Annotated in this window: 23 protein-coding genes, 1 tRNA gene and 1 pseudogene; 6 read left to right on the plus strand and 19 right to left on the minus strand. The window is 48.1% G+C overall.

What is annotated here, in order from left to right:
• Window positions 1–84 precede the first annotated feature (84 nt).
• The 3 genes from QHH26_08400 to QHH26_08410 form a co-directional block, all read right to left on the minus strand.
• Entirely contained in the window at window positions 85–1,314 is a 1,230-nt protein-coding gene (locus QHH26_08400; protein ID MDH7481975.1) for a homocitrate synthase, read from the minus strand.
• A gap of 315 nt (window positions 1,315–1,629) precedes the next feature.
• Window positions 1,630–3,357 carry a DUF1957 domain-containing protein gene (locus tag QHH26_08405; GenBank protein ID MDH7481976.1) on the minus strand — a complete coding sequence of 576 codons (1,728 nt, stop codon included), beginning with the start codon at window positions 3,355–3,357 and terminating at the stop codon, window positions 1,630–1,632.
• 44 nt (window positions 3,358–3,401) lie between these two features.
• Window positions 3,402–3,947: an NUDIX hydrolase gene (locus QHH26_08410; GenBank protein MDH7481977.1), complete on the minus strand. Its 546-nt coding sequence runs from the start codon at window positions 3,945–3,947 to the stop codon at window positions 3,402–3,404.
• A 157-nt stretch (window positions 3,948–4,104) separates the two neighbouring features.
• On the opposite strand from QHH26_08410, the gene QHH26_08415 reads away from it, so the two are divergent.
• The 6 genes from QHH26_08415 (at window position 4,105) to QHH26_08440 (ending at window position 9,323) form a co-directional block, all read left to right on the plus strand.
• Window positions 4,105–4,953, plus strand: coding sequence for a PHP domain-containing protein (locus QHH26_08415; GenBank protein MDH7481978.1), 849 nt, complete (start codon window positions 4,105–4,107; stop codon window positions 4,951–4,953).
• Between the two features lie 283 nt (window positions 4,954–5,236).
• Complete coding sequence (locus QHH26_08420; protein MDH7481979.1) at window positions 5,237–6,004, plus strand: SIS domain-containing protein; 768 nt, start codon at window positions 5,237–5,239, stop codon at window positions 6,002–6,004.
• A 67-nt stretch (window positions 6,005–6,071) separates the two neighbouring features.
• On the plus strand, window positions 6,072–7,046 hold the full coding sequence (locus QHH26_08425; GenBank protein MDH7481980.1) for a GNAT family N-acetyltransferase: 975 nt from the start codon (window positions 6,072–6,074) through the stop codon (window positions 7,044–7,046).
• Window positions 7,028–7,993, plus strand: a complete 966-nt coding sequence (locus tag QHH26_08430; protein ID MDH7481981.1) for an ROK family protein — start codon at window positions 7,028–7,030, stop codon at window positions 7,991–7,993. The genes QHH26_08425 and QHH26_08430 overlap by 19 nt, the downstream gene beginning before the upstream one ends.
• A 139-nt stretch (window positions 7,994–8,132) precedes the next feature.
• Entirely contained in the window at window positions 8,133–8,858 is a 726-nt protein-coding gene (locus QHH26_08435; protein ID MDH7481982.1) for a PIG-L family deacetylase, read from the plus strand.
• Window positions 8,859–9,246: 388 nt separating this feature from the next.
• Window positions 9,247–9,323 (plus strand) — tRNA-Glu (locus QHH26_08440).
• Window positions 9,324–10,174: 851 nt separating this feature from the next.
• Here the strand turns inward: QHH26_08440 and QHH26_08445 are convergent.
• From QHH26_08445 to QHH26_08520, 16 genes and pseudogenes are all read right to left on the minus strand, one after another.
• Window positions 10,175–10,597 (minus strand): hypothetical protein, encoded by a 423-nt coding sequence (locus QHH26_08445; protein ID MDH7481983.1) that lies wholly within the window; start codon window positions 10,595–10,597, stop codon window positions 10,175–10,177.
• A 368-nt stretch (window positions 10,598–10,965) separates the two neighbouring features.
• Window positions 10,966–11,409 carry a hypothetical protein gene (locus QHH26_08450; GenBank protein MDH7481984.1) on the minus strand — a complete coding sequence of 148 codons (444 nt, stop codon included), beginning with the start codon at window positions 11,407–11,409 and terminating at the stop codon, window positions 10,966–10,968.
• Between the two features lie 461 nt (window positions 11,410–11,870).
• Window positions 11,871–12,041 carry a hypothetical protein gene (locus QHH26_08455; GenBank protein MDH7481985.1) on the minus strand — a complete coding sequence of 57 codons (171 nt, stop codon included), beginning with the start codon at window positions 12,039–12,041 and terminating at the stop codon, window positions 11,871–11,873.
• 422 nt (window positions 12,042–12,463) lie between these two features.
• Window positions 12,464–12,871, minus strand: coding sequence for a PaaI family thioesterase (locus tag QHH26_08460; protein MDH7481986.1), 408 nt, complete (start codon window positions 12,869–12,871; stop codon window positions 12,464–12,466).
• A pseudogene (locus QHH26_08465) lies at window positions 12,859–13,196 on the minus strand (NifB/NifX family molybdenum-iron cluster-binding protein). Before QHH26_08465 ends, QHH26_08460 begins: the two are co-directional and overlap by 13 nt.
• A gap of 37 nt (window positions 13,197–13,233) precedes the next feature.
• The gene (locus QHH26_08470; GenBank protein MDH7481987.1) at window positions 13,234–14,124 is read right to left on the minus strand and encodes an ATP-binding protein; all 891 of its coding nucleotides are present in this window, start codon (window positions 14,122–14,124) and stop codon (window positions 13,234–13,236) included.
• An 87-nt stretch (window positions 14,125–14,211) separates the two neighbouring features.
• The gene (locus tag QHH26_08475) at window positions 14,212–15,021 is read right to left on the minus strand and encodes an MBL fold metallo-hydrolase (protein MDH7481988.1); all 810 of its coding nucleotides are present in this window, start codon (window positions 15,019–15,021) and stop codon (window positions 14,212–14,214) included.
• Window positions 14,999–15,838 (minus strand): Mrp/NBP35 family ATP-binding protein, encoded by an 840-nt coding sequence (locus QHH26_08480; GenBank protein MDH7481989.1) that lies wholly within the window; start codon window positions 15,836–15,838, stop codon window positions 14,999–15,001. The genes QHH26_08475 and QHH26_08480 overlap by 23 nt, the downstream gene beginning before the upstream one ends.
• A 1-nt stretch (window position 15,839) precedes the next feature.
• Entirely contained in the window at window positions 15,840–16,793 is a 954-nt protein-coding gene (locus tag QHH26_08485; GenBank protein ID MDH7481990.1) for a radical SAM protein, read from the minus strand.
• Between the two features lie 130 nt (window positions 16,794–16,923).
• Window positions 16,924–17,586: a class I SAM-dependent methyltransferase gene (locus QHH26_08490; protein MDH7481991.1), complete on the minus strand. Its 663-nt coding sequence runs from the start codon at window positions 17,584–17,586 to the stop codon at window positions 16,924–16,926.
• Window positions 17,567–18,430, minus strand: a complete 864-nt coding sequence (locus QHH26_08495; GenBank protein ID MDH7481992.1) for an ATP-binding protein — start codon at window positions 18,428–18,430, stop codon at window positions 17,567–17,569. Before QHH26_08495 ends, QHH26_08490 begins: the two co-directional genes overlap by 20 nt.
• A 2-nt stretch (window positions 18,431–18,432) precedes the next feature.
• Window positions 18,433–18,792 carry a NifB/NifX family molybdenum-iron cluster-binding protein gene (locus tag QHH26_08500; GenBank protein MDH7481993.1) on the minus strand — a complete coding sequence of 120 codons (360 nt, stop codon included), beginning with the start codon at window positions 18,790–18,792 and terminating at the stop codon, window positions 18,433–18,435.
• Window positions 18,792–19,076 (minus strand): DUF5320 domain-containing protein, encoded by a 285-nt coding sequence (locus QHH26_08505; protein MDH7481994.1) that lies wholly within the window; start codon window positions 19,074–19,076, stop codon window positions 18,792–18,794. Before QHH26_08505 ends, QHH26_08500 begins: the two co-directional genes overlap by 1 nt.
• Complete coding sequence (locus QHH26_08510; GenBank protein ID MDH7481995.1) at window positions 19,063–19,521, minus strand: NifB/NifX family molybdenum-iron cluster-binding protein; 459 nt, start codon at window positions 19,519–19,521, stop codon at window positions 19,063–19,065. Before QHH26_08510 ends, QHH26_08505 begins: the two co-directional genes overlap by 14 nt.
• A 302-nt stretch (window positions 19,522–19,823) precedes the next feature.
• Window positions 19,824–20,126, minus strand: coding sequence for a DUF5320 domain-containing protein (locus QHH26_08515; GenBank protein MDH7481996.1), 303 nt, complete (start codon window positions 20,124–20,126; stop codon window positions 19,824–19,826).
• Window positions 20,127–20,258: 132 nt separating this feature from the next.
• Entirely contained in the window at window positions 20,259–20,531 is a 273-nt protein-coding gene (locus QHH26_08520) for a DUF5320 domain-containing protein (protein MDH7481997.1), read from the minus strand.
• Between the last annotated feature and the right edge of the window lie 82 nt (window positions 20,532–20,613).

Consider the following 20,613-nt stretch of genomic DNA (forward strand, 5'->3'; position numbering starts at 1 on the left):
TATTTTGCCTGAAACCAAACCAGTGGCGGAAAGTTCTCGCCACTGGTTTGGTGTTTTATACTACATCAATCTTCCTGGATACCTCTACGGATTTACGGTCATTATCTTAGCGCATTCTTCGGGATAAGCAGCGATGAATCGTAGCTCGAGTTCGTGCAGAGGCTTCGAGGTATGGAGGTCTGCATATTGCACTAATTCCAGCACTCTTTCAGCTTTTTCCTGGCTTTCGAACTCTATCCCCAAGTCGCTATAAACTTTGAGGAATCCTTTAATTCCACCATAGGCGCCTGTTGTGATGATTCTGCCCGTTGGAATAATTTCCGGCTCACCCCGACCGAGGTCTTCATAGTCGTAGAGTTCGTAATTTCGTCGGTCTTTTAGTGCGCCGTCGGCGTGGATGCCCGATTCATGCGCAAATGCATTTGCTCCAACTCCAGGCTGGTTTATTGGAATCGGGATATCAAACACGTGAGAAGCGTATTTTGCGATTTTCCACGCTTTTGTTAGGTCCACTCTATCATCTAGCAGTGATAGATCTTTGAATCCACTCGAGTAGCGCAGTGCCAGGATGCAGGAAACTAAGTCAGCATTTCCTGCACGTTCGCCAACTCCATTGATACAGGTATTAATAAACGCATCAACGCCTGCATCAATTGCGCCTTTTGCGCCTTCAACGGAGTTAGCCACAGCCATACCCAGGTCATTATGGCAGTGGAGCTCTATTGGGAGTCCCACATGTTTAGCCAAAGTCTTTATCCTGTGGTAGATGGTCGTAGGATCATCGTATCCCAAGGTATCGCAGTATCGGATACTGTCTGCGCCAGCTTCCCTCGCCGCTTGAGCAAACTGGATAAGGTAATCCATATCTGTCCGAGATGCATCCTCCGCATTGACGCCAACCCACTCGACGCCTTTTTCCTTGGCCAGTGTAACTGCATCTTTCATTTCGGAGATTATGCTTTCACGGTCGAGTTTGCCTTTAAATTTGTGAGTTATCATTTGGTCGGAAGTCGAGATTGAGAGATTCAGCATTTTGACGTTTGTAAGCTCTAAGCTTTTCTCGACATCTTGGGGAATCGCGCGACACCAACCTTCGAGTCTTAGTGGTTTAAGCACACCTCTTTCCCAAAGTTCAAGGTTGGTGTTCAAGTAGTTTTGTTCATGCTTTACAAATGGGAAGCCAAATTCACTTTGGAAGATTCCCATTTCATTGAGCAGAACGTTGAACAGCGTCTTTTGGAGTTTTGAAGCTCCAATTCTCGATGTTTGTACACCATCGCGATTTGTTACGTCGATGATGTAAATCTTAGGCATCACACGGCTCCTTTCATGGATTAAAGTCGTGCTAGTTATTTACCGAACGTTCCAAGGATAGGAAACATAACGCATTGTGTTTCCTAAAGCAATCCCTTAGCCTCGGAATGTTGCGGCAGGCTGAGTATAACGCAGGTAATGGTTTCTTGTCAAGATATGGCTGTGTGGTGGGCACTATATTAACAAATGCCTTTGTTGTCTAAGAAAGCAATTTTAAAATCATTAGGTTGGAATTTTTGCTTTAGTTCTAATATTGGGCTTATCTGTATCTTGCACTTTTAGAAATATAGGTTACCAAACAATGTTTGTTTAAGCTTATTTGTCGAGTTCTTTCCACCAGGAAGGGTCAATATCAGGGAAAAGACAATCGCGCTCTTCGCATAGTTTGTAATTGACCCAATCAGCTTCGTTGATTTTCTCACCAGCTGCCTTTTTTCGTATCAGCTCTGCCAGTCGTTTGAAGTTTTTGCAATGTTCAGTTAATCTTGCTTCACCATAATCCTTTGACGCACCCGTGCTGATGTTAAATTGCCAGTCTGACGATTGAAGAAGGAATAGTTCGCGTGCGGCTTGCTTCAAAATTGGCAAGAGCTCTTCGTTGTCAGCGTATTTTTCCACTAGCTCTCGCATTTCGAGCTCCGCATCATAAATGTGCGACCATGTCCATTCGGTGTTTTGATTTAGCCACATGTAGTGGAATCCACCTTCGCCCCATGAACCCTCTGGAAGCGAAATTGCGGCGGTCGGCGGATTCTTCTCAAGATATTCCGAACAAGTTACAAGTTGAATCTCTGGGTCGTAATGCATGCCTTTGATGACTTCTTTAAGCCAATTTATTCCTTCAAACCACCAGTGGCCGAATAGTTCGGTGTCGTAAGGTGCGCATATGATAGGTATTCTTCCGCTTGCATTTTCTCTTCGGAAAATCTCTTTAGTCAACCATAGGAAGTGCTTTGCATGGTCGTATGTTCGGTTAAATGCTCGGTCTACTTCATAGATTTGCTTTGCGCCTAAATCAGTATCTGGACCGGTTACACGCCAGTAACGAAGGCCGCCAGTTTGATACTTTTTATGGAATTCGAGATACCATTCGTCGCCTGGGAATCCTTGCCAGCGGCTCCACACTTGTGAGCCGGTTGCTTCATCGCGAACAAAGACAAAAACCCCCGAGGTTTTCTCTGCATTCTCAGAAGATTTGATAAGATACGGTTGATAAGGTGTTTTGGCAACGGAGATGTCGGGCCTTTCTTGTACAAACTGCGCCCATAGCTTTTGTAACGCACCAAACCTGTCGATATAGACCCCTCTAGTTTCTCCGCCATGGAGAAGGTGCGATTCGATTATAAAATATTTCAACCCATTTTCCGCAAGAAATTCCTCGATTCCCTTGCGCTGGTACGGCTCAATAGTATGATGCTTCGGCTGGACTGGCGGAGACCACCGATACCCAGGACGGTATGCGCATTCTGGGAGCCAGAATCCTAGCGGCTGGCGCTTGAAGTGTCTCTTGTATGTGGCAACTCCCTGCTTTACCTGCGCTTGGATGCTTACGTCTTGCGAAAGCAGAGGTGAATAGCCATGTGTTGCTGAGCTGGTCATAATTTCGATGTGGCCAGCATCTTGTAGTTCCGCGAATGCTTTAAGTAGCGAACGTCGGTACTTGTTCTTAAAATGGTCAAGCGCTCTAGAATAAAAATCATGCCAGAAGTCTGCAAGACTGATGAATTGCTCTTCATGCAGTCGGGAAAAATCCTTTTTATTGTCCAAGGCGGTTTTTGCCTTCATACGCAGGTAAGCCGCCATCTCATATTTGAAGGAATCATCCGCAAGCTGCTCGGCAAGGACCGGCGTAATGCCGATGGTAATTTTTGGAGAGCATCCTTCCTCAATAAGGCTGTATAGGGCGTCGAGCAGCGGAATATATGTTTCCGCAGTGACTTCAAGTAGCCAATCGCTACCGTGGGGCCATCGCCCATGACTCAGCACATATGGTATGTGAGAGTGCAGTACAAATGCAAAATAGCCCAGTGGCTGTGATGACAATTATAGATTGCTCCTTTCTTGAGGCTATCACGAAGATAGCATACCTATTTCGCCTTGTCAAATTGAAATAAAGATTTCAAGCGGTAATAAACAAAATCATGAGCGACCGCACGCATCTGCCCCCAACTTGACCACTCGGCAGGAAGATTGCGCAGCTGGTCGGCAATGGCTTTTAACTCTAGTATATCAACTTCTTTGAAATCAGTTATTTCCTCTTCTTTGCTAGTTGGTTGCGGTTTTTCAAATGTTTCAGCGCAGAGAAAGACATGGGACCTAAACTCTTGTTTGCAGTTATTGCACCGAAGCATGTATATTATCTCACCAATTTTTTGGATTTCGGCCGGCTGCAAACCAGTTTCCTCAGCAATTTCACGTTGGGCTGCCTCAATGGGAGATTCGTTTTTGCCTACTTTGCCGCTTGGGAGCCTATAAACATTGCTGGGATAGAAAGCCTTTGTGTGCACAAGGACTCGTCTGCCTGGGCGAAGAAGTACTAAAACTACCTCCTCAAATGTCTCAGCATGTCTTTGCTGGAAGTCATTTAAAAACTTACAAGGTACTTCCAACACATAATATTCCTGCTGACTCAATAAATGCCTCCTAACCCCTTTATTAGACTTAATTGCGACATTCAGGGGTGATTTACCTTCTTTTAATTATTGACGTTTGCATTCAGCTATGATAGATTTTAATCGTTTTCTTAGTAAATTGGGTAATAACAACATGCCGATGAGGCGGCTATTGGAAATGGTTGGAGGCGGTCAAGCGGATCTTCATGTGCATACCACAGCATCGGACGGTACTTTGACTCCCGAGCAAGTTGTCCGTGAAGCTGCGCGCATTGGCTTGGCTGCAGTTGGCATAACCGACCATGATTCAGTTGACGGTATTAAGGAAGCGGTTGGGACCGGAAAAACGGTTGGCATCAAAGTTGTGCCTGGTATTGAGATAAACACTGATGTAGGAAACGAAGAAGTCCACATTCTCGGCTACTTTATAGATGATGAATCTGTTGCTTTGCGCAGACATCTCGAAAACTTGAGGCAAGGACGCTTGGACCGCGCAAAAAAGATAGTCGAACGCCTGAATAAATTAGGCGTTAATATTAGCTTTGATGATGTACTCAAAGTTGCAGATAAGGGATCGGTAGGCAGACCTCACATTGCACGGGCAATTGTCAATGCAGGATACGCAGATTCTCCAGGCGACGCTTTTGGTAGGTATCTCGCCCGCGGCGCCCCAGCATACATTCCGCGTTATAAGGTAAGTCCGTTTGAGGCATTACATACAATCAAAGAAGCACTTGGTGTTCCTGTATTTGCCCATCCTGGGACCAGCAAACATGATGAACTGATTCCCCAGTTGGTTGAGGTTGGTTTGAAGGGTATTGAGGTCTATCATCCTGAGCATTCGCCCGCACAAACTGAGCACTACCTTCGAATTGCTGAAAAGTATAACCTCATAGCGACCGGCGGGTCGGATTCCCATGGCCCAAACATGATAAAGACAGTCCCAATTGGCTATGTTACAGTTGATGTTTCGGTTGCTTATGAGCTAGAGGAATTGGCTGGAAAACTAGCATCTTCTCGGGGCTAGATTTTCCCATCCAACAGGTGATATTCTAGTAAAGCTAGATTACAAGCGTTGAGTTGCTAAAGCAAAACGTTAAACTATAAATAAAGCGACTTTTGGCGTATTAGGGTATTTAGAAAACGATTACATTGGCTGAATTTTGTTAAAAATGCCCCTGAAAACGATTGACTAGCAATCCCTCATTGTGTTATAAATGTTTACGGTGCCTTTGGCGCCCGGTTAGCCTTTTTTGGTTTTGCCGGTGTAGCAAGAGTAGCCAAAAGAAAGCTGATAGGGAGAGAATGTAATGGAAATGTTTGGATCTAAATGGATTGCAAAGGCTAAAGAAATTATGGATCGCATCGAGACAACCCAGTCGGAGAACATCGTGAAAGCCGCAACGGTCATGGCGGATGCCATAGAAGCCGAACGCTGGGTGCACATGTTTGGAGCAGGTCATGCCCATATTCCTTTGGAGGAGGTTTATCCCCGAACGGGAGGCTTTGTAGGATTCCATCCGATTGGCGAAATGGCGCTCACGTATTTTACGAATGTTGTCGGCGATTCGGGTGTTCGACAGTTTTGTTTCCTGGAGCGCGTTGAGGGCTATGGCCGAGTTATAATGCAAAATTATGACCTTGACCCTCGTGATGTTATGTGGATATTCTCCCATTCGGGAATAAACTGCGTTGTTATAGACGTGGCACTAGCGGCAAAGGAGCAGGGTGCAACTGTAGTTGCGACAACTTCGCTTGAGCACTCTAAACAAACGGAATCAAGACACTCGTCCGGAAAGAAGCTATACGAAGTGGCAGATATCGTTATTGATAGCTGTGTTCCTTTTGGCGATGCAATGATTGAAGTCCCAGGCTTGGAACAAAAAGTCGGTCCTGGCTCGACTCTGGGATTTATTACTGTAGCGAATGCCGTTGTAACGACTGTGGCAGACATTCTAACAAAGCGGGGAGTCAAGCTCTACGTAAACGCAACTTTAAACGTGAAAGGCGACCGAATCGCAGAGGACCTTGTGGAAATCGGTACGAGAGAATACAAGCGTCGCGCAAAAGGCTTCTAAAGAATCAAACCCGGGGAATGTGGCATTCCCAAACTTGAATTATAAAAATATTTAAGGAGGTTTTCAGGTGGCAGAAATTACTTACAGGCAGTTCGACCCCGTTGCCGATCGAAAGGCAGTCATGGACCTTTGGAATCTTTGCCTGCCTGCCGATCCAATTGACGACGCAACTTATGATGAGAAGATTACTTCAGACCCGAATCTACACCCAGATGGGTGCCCTGTCGCAGTGGCCGGCGACAAGATCGTTGGATTTGCAATCTCGCAAGTGCGTCGTACACCAAATGATGGCCGCGGTTATGAGTTGGATAGAGGCTGGATTACAGTATTCATGGTTCACCCGGACTTTCGTCGGCAGGGCATCGGCTCGGAATTGATTGACAGATGCATCAAGTTCATCAAAGGGAAAAATAGAGACAAGATTTTTGTCTGTGGGCTTACTGGTTCGTCGCCCAAGTATTTCTTCCCTGGCGTGGATGTAAAGGAATATCCAGCAGCAATTAAGCTTCTCGAAAAGTTCGGTTTTTGGACCTCCCACGTAGCCCATTACATGGAACGCTCTCTAACGGACTGGAGTTATCCTGAGGAAGTTGCCAAGATTGAAGAAGAGCTGAGAAAAGAAAACATAACAGTACAGCCGCTTGAGAAGGGCGAGCATCTCGACCTTCTCGAATTCTTGTGGCATAATTTCCCGGGCGATTGGTACAGACATGTGGAGATTGTTATGAACCAGAGCCCAGAGAACTATGTTCGTTTCTTTACTGCAAAGTTGAACGGCAAAATCGTAGGCTATTGCCACATCGAGGAGTCGCACTTTGGCCCATTCCTTGTTCGTTTCGACCTCCGCTCAAAGAATATCGGAACAGTAATCTTCAACAAGGCTCTGCAAAAGATAAAGGACAACGGCTATGATCGCGTATGGTTCGGTTGGGCTGATGAGCCAATCCCTGCGCGCTTCTACCGCAAACAGGGTATGAAAGAAAAGCGCACCTACGCTATGATGCGCAAGGGAGGCTTGCAGGGTTGGCACGCCGACTCATAATTGGCATTGACCTTGGTGGGACAAAAATCTCTGGCGGGATAGGCAATCTAGAGGGTGAAATACTCCATATTGTCGAGCGCCCAACAGATACATCTAGTGCTGAAGCTGTTGTAAATCAGGTTATCGACGTAACTCGAGAGCTCGCCGTCGCAAATCCGATTGGCGAGCTCTCGGCAATTGGTATCGGCGTTCCTGGAATTACGGTAAGCGAGACGGGACTTGTTGTGTGGGCGCCGAATCTTCCCGACTGGCGTGATATCCCTCTTGGAGAGATTCTACGCAAAGAGTTCGGTGTTCCGGTGTTGGTTGAAAATGACGTGGACGTAGCTGTCCTTGGTGAATGGTGGAAAGGCGCAGGGCAGGGTGCGCAGAACATCTTTTTAATGGCTATAGGAACTGGAATTGGCGGCGGTATTTTAATTAACGGTCAGCTTTACAAGGGAAGTGGCGGAGTAGCAGGAGCGGTGGGATGGTTTGTCATTGGCGAAGACCGCCTCTTCAAGGAGGAATACAAGGCCGGAGGTTCTGCAGAAATACTTGCCGCTGGTCCAGGAATTGGCCGCAGGGGCCGCGAAGCAGCCAGGTGTAAAGAGACTAAGATGACGGAGCTTGCTGGCGGCGATATCAAAAAAATTGACTCGCGAATTGTTTTTGAGGCGGCTCGATTAGGCGACCCGGTGGCTCAGGAAGTAGTTAACGATACTGCAAAATATCTGGGAATTGTAGCCGCAAATGTGATTAGCTTGCTCAATCCCGAAGTTTTAATTATCGGCGGTGGGGTAGCTGATGCAGGAGACATAATCCTGAAGCCAGTTGCCGAGATTGCCAGGGAGCATGCCCAACCGTTTTCAGCTAAGCAAGTTAGAATTGAAAAAGCAATGCTTGGAAATCGTGCTGGATTGATTGGTGCACTTTGCCTTGCCGCGCGGAGTGTTAACAACTTATAAGGGAAATGGAAAGCAAACGAACAAATTGCCTTAGGTTAAAAAATCCAGCGTCCTTTTGCCGATTGCTATGAACTTTTCGCTTATTGCTGGCTAGAAGTCTCAAAGCAATTTAGGTTCAAAATCGAAAGGAGTTTTCCAAATGTCTGATAAGCTTCACATTGTATTTTTTGGCGCACATATTGGCGATGCGGAAATCACATGTGGTCACGTGCTTGCAAAATATGTTAAGGCAGGGCACAAAGCCACCATAGTTGCAGTAACACCCGGCGAGAAGGGCCATCCAACACTGCCTCCCGAAGAGTATGAGGTTCAAAAGCGCCAGGAAGCCGAGGCATCCGCAAAGCTTTGGGGGTGTGATCTTAGAATCATGCCATTTAAAGACGGCGAGACATATCTAAACGAAGAAAGTAAACTGATGTTCGCCGATGTGATTCGAGAGCTTAAGCCAGATATTGTCATTACTCATTGGAAAGGAAGCTTTCATAAGGACCACATAAATACACACTATAATGTAGTTGAAGGTATTTTCTACGCCGCTGTTCCTGGAATCAAGCGCGCGCTGCCTGCACATGGGATAAAGCAGCTGTATTTTGCAGATAATTGGGAAGATGCGCTTGAGTTCGAGCCAAACGTCTATGTGGATATAACAGATGTCTATGATATCTGGAAAGAAGGCATAGAAAAGCACGCATTGTTCCGCGGAGAAGTATCTTCATTCCGCTATAACGAATATTACTCCGGATTGGCGCAAGTTCGCGGGGCAATTGCAGGCTGTGACAAAGCCGCAGCTTTTATGCTCCCAAGGTTCTCAACTCATCGGACCTTTGACTTTTTCCCTGTCCATGAGACCATGTTGATATACTAATCCTTCGAGAAGAGGAGCTCCCGATAGAATTGTAAGATGCGTCGGGAGCTCCTGTCTTTAACCAATAGGTTGACGTAGCAAGACTATCAATGTATATTTGAGTATGTGATAAACTTGGGCATTTTGGGGAGGTAACAAGTTGCGAATAAGGGCGAAAGAGTTAAGGAGGATTCGAAAGCGAAAGAAGGAAGCTTATAAAGCTAGAATGCGAGCGGCTCAGCAGCAGCAAACTTCGACCAAGAAGAAGTAGATTATAGATTTTGCAGAATAGTTGAACTTTTTGTTGGGCTTGACGGTAAGATTAATTAAGAACAAAGAGTCGTACGCGGTGCAGTGGCCTTTACAAAGGGATTGAGTTTTGCTATAATATTCACACCTCGAAAGTAGCGGCCCGTTCGTCTAGCGGTCTAGGATACGTGGTTCTCAGCCACGGGATCAGGGGTTCGAATCCCCTACGGGCTACCACATTATCGGCCCAAACGCATGGAAGTCGTTTGGGCCGTTTTGCTTTACTGACAATTGATGGTTTCTTCAATTTCACACCCCAGCTGAATTAGCTGTGGATGATCATTCGCAAGCTTTTTTGACCGTGTGATCATTCACCTTGTCGAAACTCAAGGCGGTCTAGTAAGTAATAGTTACACCAGGGAGTATACTCCACTTCTTTCCTCCTCGTTTCTAGTGAACGTTGTCATTGCCGATGTGCCTGCCTCTGAGCGCTCATGGGTGCTACTGCTGTCTGCCTTTTTGCAACTCATCCCACCACCATATTAGTATGCTATTGACCAGAAAAAGAATAGCTATGGTTTCCGAACTGTCTCTTCCTGGGACGATGTTATGATAGATAAACCAACCAAAACCCAGCGTTGAAAAGTAGAATCCAATCTTTGACTCACGTTGCCTGACCACAAACATCCCATACTAAGAACCCCAAACCCGCAGATAACACGCTAGGTAGGTTCATCTGAATCCACCCTCCTTATGTGTTTGAGCACGCATCACCGCTGACTATGGCTGAGCCCATGCCGGGAAGTGGGAATTCCGTCCTCCTCTATATCCGATTGGGACATGAGAGATGAAGTGCCAATACCTGGCTCATAGTACCTTATTTTTGTGAAATCAAGCAAGAAATCCGTTGCTTGCCATCCCTGTTAGCTTTCCTTACGCTTATCCCATCTGCGTTAAACATATAGGTTGTAGTGACGCCAACGTTTGTCTCAGTGAGCATGTTGTTCTTTTAGTCTTAGGTAAACGATAAGTTCCGGCGCTGAGCATCTTTATTGCGGCGTCGTGGGTGTAAATCGTCGTTCCTACGCCTACTTTGGCTGCCAAGTGCGAATCGCTATAGTCATAATCAGCCATGTCAACCAGACAAAAGGAGCTGCCGAGATGATAAACCGAACAGCAAGAGACCAGGACTCTCGCCCCCAAATCGCAGTGTGCTCTTTTGGAATAGGACGCTCACCAAAGCATGCTGGCCATTTTCTTATCAGCATCCCGAATGGTACGTATAAAAAACGGAACCCGCCAGGCGAGACAACCCATCCAGCCAATGCTCCGGTGCCGAGCAACAATAGCACTGCACCAGCGATAAACTGTGGATAAACATCCGAGATCTGCGCCGGCGGCTGGATACGCAACGGCAAGCACAGCATGTGAACGCCGACAACAGCCATGAAATAGAATGCAAGCCCAAAAAGGGCCTGGCCTTTAAGCGCCCCAAATTCGGCTTTCTTCAACCTGACGAATAGTTCGGCGAGAACAAGCCAACCGGAAACAATAATTTCAGCAAACTATTATAAACATCCATTAAATCAAACCTCCCATCAGTAGCCCCGACTTTGCGTACAGCATTCGTGCACCTCGCAGCAGGGGCTTTCCAAATTTTTGTATATGTCCGAACATGCCATCTACTCCATTGCCCACCTATCTGCATTCCTACCCAAGCAGACTGCCAAGCAAAGGAGATATCCTAGCACACCGCCAATCACGGCTAAGCCATAAGCAACAAAACACCACACGATACCTAGGCTGTTACAGCTACCGACCATCTCAGTATCACTTACGATTTGGTTTGTCAACCTTGCCTATATAATAGCCTGCAACGTCAGGGGCTAACAAGAAAACCCATAAGGGCATCCATCCAAGTTCCCACAGGTGAAAGCCGTAAAGTAAAAATTCGAGAACTAAGCGAATCGGCACAACACCTATCATGAGTGCATAGCTCCACTTCTCTCGACATATCAAGATATAAAAACAACATGCTCACGCCATAAAAGGTAACTAACCCAAACCACCAACCGTAACCAAAAATGGCCGCAGTCGTGCATAGAAGCAGAACAATTAAGGCGGAAGATGCAGCCATACGGCGTATAGAGCGCTCTGTCACACCAGAACCGCCAATCCGCATGCCCATGAATTTGGGGTACAACCGGCCTGCAGAGGTGTTCCGTATGACTTGCCTGCCAACGAATAGCCAGTCTAAAAGAATTACTAAACCACATATCCCCGAAAGAATCGCTGTTATAATTATGCTATCTGTTACTGACATAAGAAATCCCATCCTGTGCTAAATGTACGATTTTATTTCCAGGGCACAAGCAAATTAACCGTAGGCGGTTCAACTGAATTAACGTTAATTGGATTTGCAAAATATTTGTAAATAGATTTCTTTTACATTTCTCGGAATTCCTGCACGCAAGGGAGCAAAACAATACCAGACCAAAGGCAATTGTGCGCGGCAAGACACATTTGGGTGCTTCTGGGCTCACAATTGCACACATCTGACATGGAGAAATAGCTCCACCCAAAAGGGATGCTATGCAAGTAAACGTGCAGTTTCCGTACGGTATCTCTGACAGTGGCAGAGGTGGCGGTGGCATTGTTATCTGCTGCTTTATTAATCCATAAGGGTCTAGAAATGTTGTAGGCCAATACCCAACATATTCACGCAGGTTTACTCCACCAACATATGCAATCGAATCCATCGAAACGAAGCGGCCAACACTTGGATCACAGTGCCTTGCCTTCAGGTAGGTGTAAACGTGTCGAATCAGCATAGTACCTGTATTGCCCGGCGAAACCGAGGTTTGGGGTTCCTCCGAAAGAGACAAGCATGTTCCTATAAGCATCATAGACCGCTGCTTCGAGGATTGCTGGTGGTGTACTGCCATCACTCTTCACCCTCGTGCTCCCAATTCCATCCGCGTGGGGTAGATTTCCTGTGTCTCTTCCTTTATTCTGTTAAGCAGTCCAGGTTTAACATACTATGCGACGCTATTGCTAGTTTTTCCTTCAAATATCAGTAAAATTCAGCAAGAAATCCATTGCCTGCCATCCCTGTTAGCCTTCCTTACCCTTATCCCATCCGTGTTATACATAGGTTGTCATAACACCACCGTTTGTCTTGGTAAGCTTGTTACCTTTGGTGTCATAGGTGAACGTGCAGTTGCCGGCAGTGGCGTACTCATAAGCAATCCATTTGCCATCCTGGGCTAGTGGGAGCATCTAGGATTGGGGAAATGGTTTATAATGAGAGCATTAATATACATGACTCATATTCGACCATGTATCAACGCGCATGAACTTGGCAGACGCCGTGGCTTTCACCGTTCGTCTTGGATAATCTCGGCTTCGAGCACGAATAAGGGTGAACGAGAGCGTACCAGCGATGCTTTCACTGTCACCATGCCGCCAACTCGCACAGGTTCCCTATATTCGACGTGTAGGTTCGCCGTTACTGCCGATATGCCCTTTATCAGCAGGCAGTTCGTCATGGCGGAATCGAGAACAGTAGCTATAATGCCGCCATGTGCAATTCCTGGATAACTCTGATATCGGGCTTCGCAGAACCATTCGGCCGAAACGGTATCTTTGGCACTCACCTTAAATGTCAGACCTAGGCCGTCTTTGCCGTTCCCGCAGGCGAAACAGTTGCGGTAAAGGTCGGCAGCGCTGGTGCTCTCTTCTGCGTTTGATTGTTTTGCATTCTGCGGCAGTTCTAGTGATCGCAAGGATTTGCTCCTGTCTCCAGCGTCCCATCGAGATACGCAGCTACTATGTCGGCAGGAGGAGCAACGGATAGCCCACGCATACCTGAATTCCATTCTGTGCGAATAGGCCCTGGGCGCGGACTCCCATTCCTCCGGCGATAACAACAGTAACTCCCATCTCGTGCAGCCATCTCGGAAGCAGTCCGGGTTCATGTTCGGGCGCGGGAATCGTTTGTGTGTTGACGATTTCGTTGTTTTTAGGGTCAACATCCACAATCGTGAATTCATCGGAATGTCCGAAGTGAGGACAGAGAAGGCCATTTGCAGTAGGTATAGCGATCTTCATTTTAGGTATATACTACCTCCTTTATGTATTTGATTGGTTATTCCAGTTTGTGCTTTACAGCATTCCATAGCGATTTGATATCGCTGGACGCAGGGCCGTTGTCATATTCGACAACGCTTTTACAAACTATCTGAGCCCGAGTGACTGCCTCGTCATAGCGAATTTCACCTAGGAAGCTTGTGTTCCGTTCGATACATCGTTCGCGGATCACCGCAGTCATTTCGGGATTGAGGTCACTTTTATTAATGCAGACTACTGTTGGAATCTTAAAATAGGCGGCCAAATCAGCAACACGGTCCATGTCGTGTAGTCCAGATAGAGTCGGCTCCGTTACTATGAGTACCAAGCTTGCGCCGGTGGTGGAAGCTATGACGGGGCAGCCGATGCCGGGCGGGCCATCGATTATGATTAGTTCGAGGCCGTTTTCTTCAGCGATTCTTTTTGCTTCTCTTCTGATTATCGTGACAAGCTTGCCGGAGTTCTCCTCGGCGAGCCCAAGCTTTGCGTGAACCATTGGGCCGTGTCTAGTTTCAGAGACGAACCATTCTCCGTTGATGCTTGGAAAGAAATTCACAGCTTTGACGGGGCAGACGTAGACGCAGACTCCACAGCCTTCGCAAGCTATGGTATCAATCTGATAGGTCTTGCCGACGACGTCGTTTGGAGGGCCGTCGAAGCTAATAGCGTCAAATCGGCACATAGACGCGCACTTTCCACATCCTATGCATTTGTCGGCTAGGATTGACGCTTTCTTGCTACCGCTGAACTCCTCGCGGCGCACGATTTTGGGAGACAGCACTAGATGTAGGTCGGCGGCATCCACATCGCAGTCGGCAAGCACTTTGTTTTCTGCAAGAGCGGCGAACGAGGCGACAACACTTGTTTTACCTGTTCCGCCCTTTCCGCTTATCACGACAAGCTCTTTCACGGATTCTTACCTTTCTTGTGTTTTTTTGTATCAGGTCCTGCGTACATAAAATATGGGGTTGCTGAATTAAGCCTAATTCCAGTCAATTCATATGCACCAGGACATCCCAGCTTGGCCAATGGTAACTTGCGAGCCAAGATTGGACCTGAGATACTGATATGCTTTCGCCCCTGTGCAGTGGCAGCAGGCTATCTGTCCTATATCCATGTTTTGCAGGAATACGGCGAGCGATTCCAGCCTGTCTTCATCTGCGTTGCCCAGATGAAATCCGCCTGCGAGTAGGTCAATACGCGTTACACCCGCCACATTCATTGCAGCGAGTACGTTGTTCTCGACTCCCCTGTGCGCACAGCCAACCAGCACGGCAAGCCTGCCGCCGTTTCGCACGATTAGACACTGTTCATCCTCAAAAGTGTCTTGCGTAAGTTCGTCATCGCCTGTTAGAAACCTGCTTTCGAATATGTGCGTTCCAGTAATTGGTGTAATCTCTCCACTCAGAATCACACCTGGCAGAACTTCGACCGCCGATTTGTTGAGCGCGAAAGCTGCTTTCCGCAGCACGACTTCCGCAGGCATTCCAATGTAACGCATCCCAACTGTTGATTGCGCGTACTTCGGTTGAAAACATGCAGGGTGTGCAAAGTATGCTATCCCAGGCAATTCCTTCATTGCTCTAATCAGTCCGCCGGTATGATCGTAGTGCCCATGGCTGAGACCTATGGCTTTTATCGCTCCGGGCTCGCGTCCAAGAGCAATTAAGTTGTGTAGCCACGCGTCGGTCTGCCCAGTGTCGAACATGACTGCCCCATCGTTGGTTTCAACGAGAAAGCTCAGTCCGTGTTCCGACTTTAGTCTGTCACTTGCTGCTTCGTTATCAACAAGGAGTGTTATTTTCATCACGTGGTCCAGCTGTTTGCGCTTGTTTTATCGCCGTCAGCCGGCTTATAATCAAATCAATTTTATCGGCAATAGGGTTTAACATGTGGTCTTCAATTGTCCCAGCATCGGAATGGGACGATATTTCTGGGTCAATCGGCAAGTCGACCAGGTGAGGAATCCCCATATCGCGGGCGATATGTTCCCCATTAGAGTTTCCGAATGGGTAGTTGACACTGCCGCATTTTGGACACCTAAGCCATGCCATGTTTTGAACTAGCCCGAGAATAGGTGCGTTCATCTTTCGACACATATCCACTGCCTTCCGCACAACCATTGCGGCTAGTTCCTGTGGCGAGGTTACTATTACCACGCTGTCCAGGGGAAGTGACTGCATTACGGTGAGAGGGACATCGGCCGTGCCGGGTGGGAGGTCTGCCAACAGATAGTCAAGCTTGCCCCAGAACACATCCTTCCAAAACTGCTTGACCGCATTTGAGATTAAAGGGCCGCGCCAAATCACGGCCTCATAGGGGCTGTCGAGCAACAGATTGATGGAAATAACTCTTATTCCGGAGCTAGTCTTGACTGGGAATATGCCAAACTCATTTATCTCAGGCCTTTCAGCTATTCCGAACATTTTCGGAATGCTTGGGCCGGTAACGTCCGCGTCAAGTATCCCGACCTCGTGTCCAGCTTTTCTGAGAGCGCAGGCAAGCAGGCTGGTAACAAGCGATTTGCCTACGCCTCCTTTGCCGCTCATTACGCCTAGCACATTAGCAACCTCGTTCGATTGCTCGGCTAGCGTGAGATGGTCGGTGGTTCGTACATCCGCCATTTTATCCTCCAATCACACAACGATAGTAAGGGTCAGTGTCCCCGATTTGTTCTATGAGTCCTTCTTGCATGAGATGTTGCAGATGCTTTGTAACCTCGTGAATATTTCGGCCTGAAGCAGTGACAATATCGTCTATGGTGCAAGGCCTTCTGGAGAGCATCCGCATTAGCTCGTCTCTGACCTCCTGCCATTGCCACCTATCAGCAGGCATTACCACTCCGCCTGCGATAATCTCGACCGAGCCACCGAAGGTTTCACATGCTCTTCTAAGCGTCTCTGATGAGACGCGCTTGGCGTCTCCGGATTTTGATGGTCTTTCAACCGTGTTTAACTGCAATTTGTCGGGACAGACCAGTCGGACAACTTCGTGCATCGCACGAAGTTCGGCATCTGAGTCATTGACTCCCTTGACTAGCATAATCTCCAGCCAGATTTTGCCAGGGAACTCTTGTGCTGTTTGCACAAGACCTTCGGTCATTCTGGCGAAACTGATGCCGGGCGCAGGTCTATTTACTGCATGAAAAGTATGCTGAGTTCCAGCGTCCAAGGAAGGTAGCAAAACGTCTGCCATCGAAACTGCGTCACGTATTTCGACATTGTCGAGCAGCGAACCATTCGTAATCACAGCTAATGGAATATTGGTGAGTTTCTTTATCGCCCGAATCATCTCGCCAAGATCAATGTTTAGCGTAGGTTCGCCGGAGCCTGCGAATGTGATGTAATCAGCGATTCCACCGTGTTGCACCCAATGCTCAATCTCTCTAATAACATCTGGTGCGTCGACAAGCCGTTCAGGCGTGGAAGTCAGTTTGGTGGTGCATCCGAGCTGACAATAGATACAGTCGTAGCTACAGACTTTGTGCGGCACGATGTCTACCCCCAGCGACCGTCCAAGTCGCCTGGATGGCACTGGCCCATATAGGTATTTATATTTTACAGGGGCTTTTGCGCTCATTATGTCTCTGTCGGCCTTTCCTAATAGGTAATAGAAAACAACATGCGGGCGTTCTTTGCCGCTTTGAGCCTTTTGAAATCGCAATTAAAGCTACGCTGTCTCTACTTTTATCCTGCGAATCTTTCTTTTGTCAGTCTTCTTCTAGCTGTGCTTTCGAAAGAGCTTCAGCGATTGCCCTCTCATCTAAAACGCCAAACAGCTCATTGGCTGCCGTCTTCTTTCCTGAAGCAACCCACGCGCGTGTGATAGTGAACTCCTTGGTCTCAACACTATCGAACGATGAGCGCAAATGCTGGTCGATGTCTTCGGTGGACATCTCGCCCTTTCGGTGTTTCCCCTTGCCTTGCATCTGATGGTGCAGTTCCATCAACTCAAATCCCTTTGCATTGAACTCCACTATGAGTAGCCTTCCATTATCAGCTAGCACCCGTGTTATTTCGTCAAGCACACCGCTTGGATTGTCAATTTCATGGATGGCATTCACAAAAGTTATTGCGTGGAAACTGCCTTCATCGAACGGAAGCTTGTGTGCATCCAAGATTACAAGCGTGGGTTTATCGGCTAGACTGCCGAGTCGCTCCCTGGTTTTGTCCAATGCCTCTTGGTTGATGTCGCCTGATATCACCGAATATCCCCGCTTTAGAATCTGCAAGAGCATTCGGCCTGAGCCGGTGGCGACATCCAGGACCGTATCCCTAGTATCGAAGCTTGCAAGGTCAAGCGCCGCATCGTACTCGCTGACAAGCACAGCCTCCCGCTCGTACAGCATCTTTTCAAGATTGGAGTTGCGCAATAGTAACACCTTTCAGCAGCGATTCGAACGCCGCGGTATATTCGGGCAGTGCCTCGATGATAAGTTTGCCTCGCGAGTAAGCTTCTGCAATTCGTTTGTCGTCAGGTATTTGCAAAAGCACCTCAATGGACTCGCTGGCGCAGTAGTCGAAAACGGCTTCGTCGCCAATATCGGCACGGTTTACAACAACCCCAAATGGCAGCTTCAGTACCCTGAGCATCTCAACGGCCAGCTTCAAATCATTTAGGCCAAACGGTGTCGGCTCAGTAACAAGGAGCACATAATTAGCTCCTCTCACTGATTGTATTACCGGGCAGGAAGTGCCGGGGGGAGCATCGATTATGTTCAAACCGCCGTCTGTTTTTTTCTTTCTGACTTCTCTTATAAGAGGTGGTGACATCGCCTCGCCAATTCTGAGCTTCCCATGCACAAATTTAATTCCGTTCGCCGTTCCCTCTTCAACAACTCCTACTTCGCGGCCAGCCTCGGTTATTGCGCCTGTCGGACAGACCAGCACACAACCGCCACATCCATGGCATAGATTTGGAAATGTGAGGACAGTTTTGCCGAGTAGTGCTATCGCGCTGTACTGGCATATCTCCTTGCACTTTCCGCAAGCCGTACATTTGTCCTTATCCACAACGGGAACGGGAACAAAAACGGAGGTCGTTTTCTCAAGCATAGGCTTCAGGAATATGTGGCCGTTCGGTTCCTCAACGTCGCAGTCAAGGTAGCTGACGTCAAATCCCTGCATTTCCGCAACGCGCGCCAAATTAGTCGCTATGGTTGTCTTGCCGGTGCCGCCTTTCCCGCTGGCCACCGCAATGGTAGTTGTATTTATCACTTTTACCAGTGCTTCTCCACATCAGCAGAGTCTATTGGGTTTAGCTTTCCAGACTTGAACTCCTCAATAGCTTCTCCAACAGTGCCTTGAAACCCCACGTAAGTTCTGATTCCCGCAGCCGACAGAACGCGGAAAGCGTTCGGTCCCACGTGACCTGTTAGAACTGCTTCGACGTTCAGTAAAACAACATTCTGGGCTGTCTGTATCCCCGCGCCCTGTACGGCGTTCAGGTTGACTTCGTTATCATGCACCTCGGTATTTCCGGTCTCAGTGTCAATGACTATGAGATACCGAGCACGTCCGAACCTTTGGTCAACATTGCTTTCAATAGACGGTTCTTTTGCAGTGATTGCCACTCTCATCAGAAAGTGCGTCTCCTGCCTCGGCCTTGTCTTCGGCCACCTCCCATACCACGACCGCCTCCTCGGCGAATGCCATAGGCTCCAAGGCCGAAACTGCCAAGTGTCCCTTGCAGTATTTTTCCAAGCCAGCTAATTGGCTGCTGTGGGGTCGCTTGTGAACTATTAGTTCCAAGAGGGTTACAAGGCCCTTGTCCTCTACCCGTCATAGGTCCTTGTCCAGCAGGACCTGTTCCATCCATTCCTGGCATCTGATTAACCTCCGTTAGATATTTACCATCCGCCACGCCCACGGCCTCCACGACCCATGCCTCGGCCGAGGCCCATACCGCCGCCCATGCCCATTCCTGGTCCTTGGCTGGGAGGGGCATTCATTCCAAAGTGGGCTGCAACTGTCGGCGCAGAGATTTCTTGTAGTGCTCCTGCTTTGAGTAGATTCACTGCGTTCCTCACGGTTTCTCCCGCGCACGAGTATACCTTGATTCCAGCCGCAGAGAGCGCTTGGTACGCATTCGGACCCAGATTGCCGGCTATCACGGCCGACACCCCAAGGGATGAGAGCACTTGTGCCGCTTGAATTCCCGCGCCTTGCGCCGACATTGCCCCAGGGTTTTGGACGGCAGATGCATCGAACGTCTCTGTGTCAACAATGACGAAATACGCACACCTGCCAAATCTGGGGTCAACCAGCGCATCGAGTGTGTTGCCTGTTGAGCAAACTGCTACTTTCATTTGGGTTTCGTTCCTTTCAAATAAGTTTTTCAAGTTACGATTTCATTTGTGAAGCTGAGCAGAAGGCCGGTGCCGGCTCCTGCTCAGAGTACGAATGACAGTCATAAGTCTTCGTTTCCTCGTTTTCGGTTAGGCATGTCTTTACGGCGACAGTCGCATTTTGACCACGAACGGCTGACACTAAGAAATTATCTTTTCATGCGCTGCCGCTGTCTGTCCACGACTATAAAGCATGCCAACTAGCTGAATAGGGGATCTATCCTCGAATCGGGCATGCTGTTTATTGAATACGCCAGCTCCTATTATTTGGTCTGAGCTTTTTCCAGATTCTCAATCTGGGACTTAATGGTAGCGAGTTGCTGTTCGAGTATCTCGGCTTGCTTCCTCAGGAACTCCAGCCGCGTCTGCGGCTCAAAGCCTGGCCAGCCACCTGGAGCGCCAGATTGTGCCATTGGCGCCGCTTGAAAAGTAGGCCACCGACCAGTTATGAGGTACTCTGCACAAGGGCCCAGCCCTGTCGCGCTCCGACCGACCCAACCGGGGCTGTAGCCGAATCGCATCCATCCAGGCAAGCCTGTAAGATAATACATGTTCCGATATCTCATCGTTCTACCTCCTTTTGCCGCCTTAACGGCGAATTAGCAATTTCTTAATTTCTCAAGAGATTGCAACTTTTGGTCTTTTCAAGCCGATTCTTGCCACCGCTAGCTGCTATCCCAACGCTGATAGGTGCGACCCTAGCTTGGTCCTTTTTTCAGCCGTGGTTGTTTTGGGAACACTTCGGTTACCGGCGTGGCGAATCCGGTATAAAAGGAATACCCTCCAGTCGGTCTTGTGCGGAACGAAGGTTCGAAGCCGATTCTGTTTCCGCGCCATCGCGCCGCTCCGCAACCGAAGCTTAAGACTGCAGGGTTAGCGAATCCCGACATGCAGTAACCGGCACAATACCCAACCCTTCGACCGGTCATAGGTCCTAATCCGAGGGGGCCGGTCCCATCACCTTTTGGCATGTCTTCCTTCTTTGCGCCGCCAGTCTCTGACATCACCGCACTTAGGTTGGGTGATAGGTGTAACTTACACTTATGATTATAC

Source organism: Armatimonadota bacterium (assembly GCA_029907255.1).
Lineage (GTDB): Bacteria > Armatimonadota > UBA5829 > DTJY01 > DTJY01 > JAIMAU01.

Bases quoted from the DNA above. Each gene is read 5' to 3' on its own strand.
- QHH26_08480 (MDH7481989.1), bottom strand. From the start codon at position 15,838: ATGGCGGATGTACGAACCACCGACCATCTCACGCTAGCCGAGCAATCG.
- QHH26_08500 (MDH7481993.1), bottom strand. From the start codon at position 18,792: ATGAGAGTGGCAATCACTGCAAAAGAACCGTCTATTGAAAGCAATGTT.
- QHH26_08515 (MDH7481996.1), bottom strand. From the start codon at position 20,126: ATGAGATATCGGAACATGTATTATCTTACAGGCTTGCCTGGATGGATG.
- QHH26_08450 (MDH7481984.1), bottom strand. From the start codon at position 11,409: ATGTCAGTAACAGATAGCATAATTATAACAGCGATTCTTTCGGGGATA.
- QHH26_08520 (MDH7481997.1), bottom strand. From the start codon at position 20,531: ATGCCAAAAGGTGATGGGACCGGCCCCCTCGGATTAGGACCTATGACC.
- QHH26_08420 (MDH7481979.1), top strand. From the start codon at position 5,237: ATGGAAATGTTTGGATCTAAATGGATTGCAAAGGCTAAAGAAATTATG.
- QHH26_08485 (MDH7481990.1), bottom strand. From the start codon at position 16,793: ATGAGCGCAAAAGCCCCTGTAAAATATAAATACCTATATGGGCCAGTG.
- QHH26_08400 (MDH7481975.1), bottom strand. From the start codon at position 1,314: ATGCCTAAGATTTACATCATCGACGTAACAAATCGCGATGGTGTACAA.
- QHH26_08415 (MDH7481978.1), top strand. From the start codon at position 4,105: ATGGTTGGAGGCGGTCAAGCGGATCTTCATGTGCATACCACAGCATCG.
- QHH26_08435 (MDH7481982.1), top strand. From the start codon at position 8,133: ATGTCTGATAAGCTTCACATTGTATTTTTTGGCGCACATATTGGCGAT.
- QHH26_08475 (MDH7481988.1), bottom strand. From the start codon at position 15,021: ATGAAAATAACACTCCTTGTTGATAACGAAGCAGCAAGTGACAGACTA.
- QHH26_08510 (MDH7481995.1), bottom strand. From the start codon at position 19,521: ATGAAAGTAGCAGTTTGCTCAACAGGCAACACACTCGATGCGCTGGTT.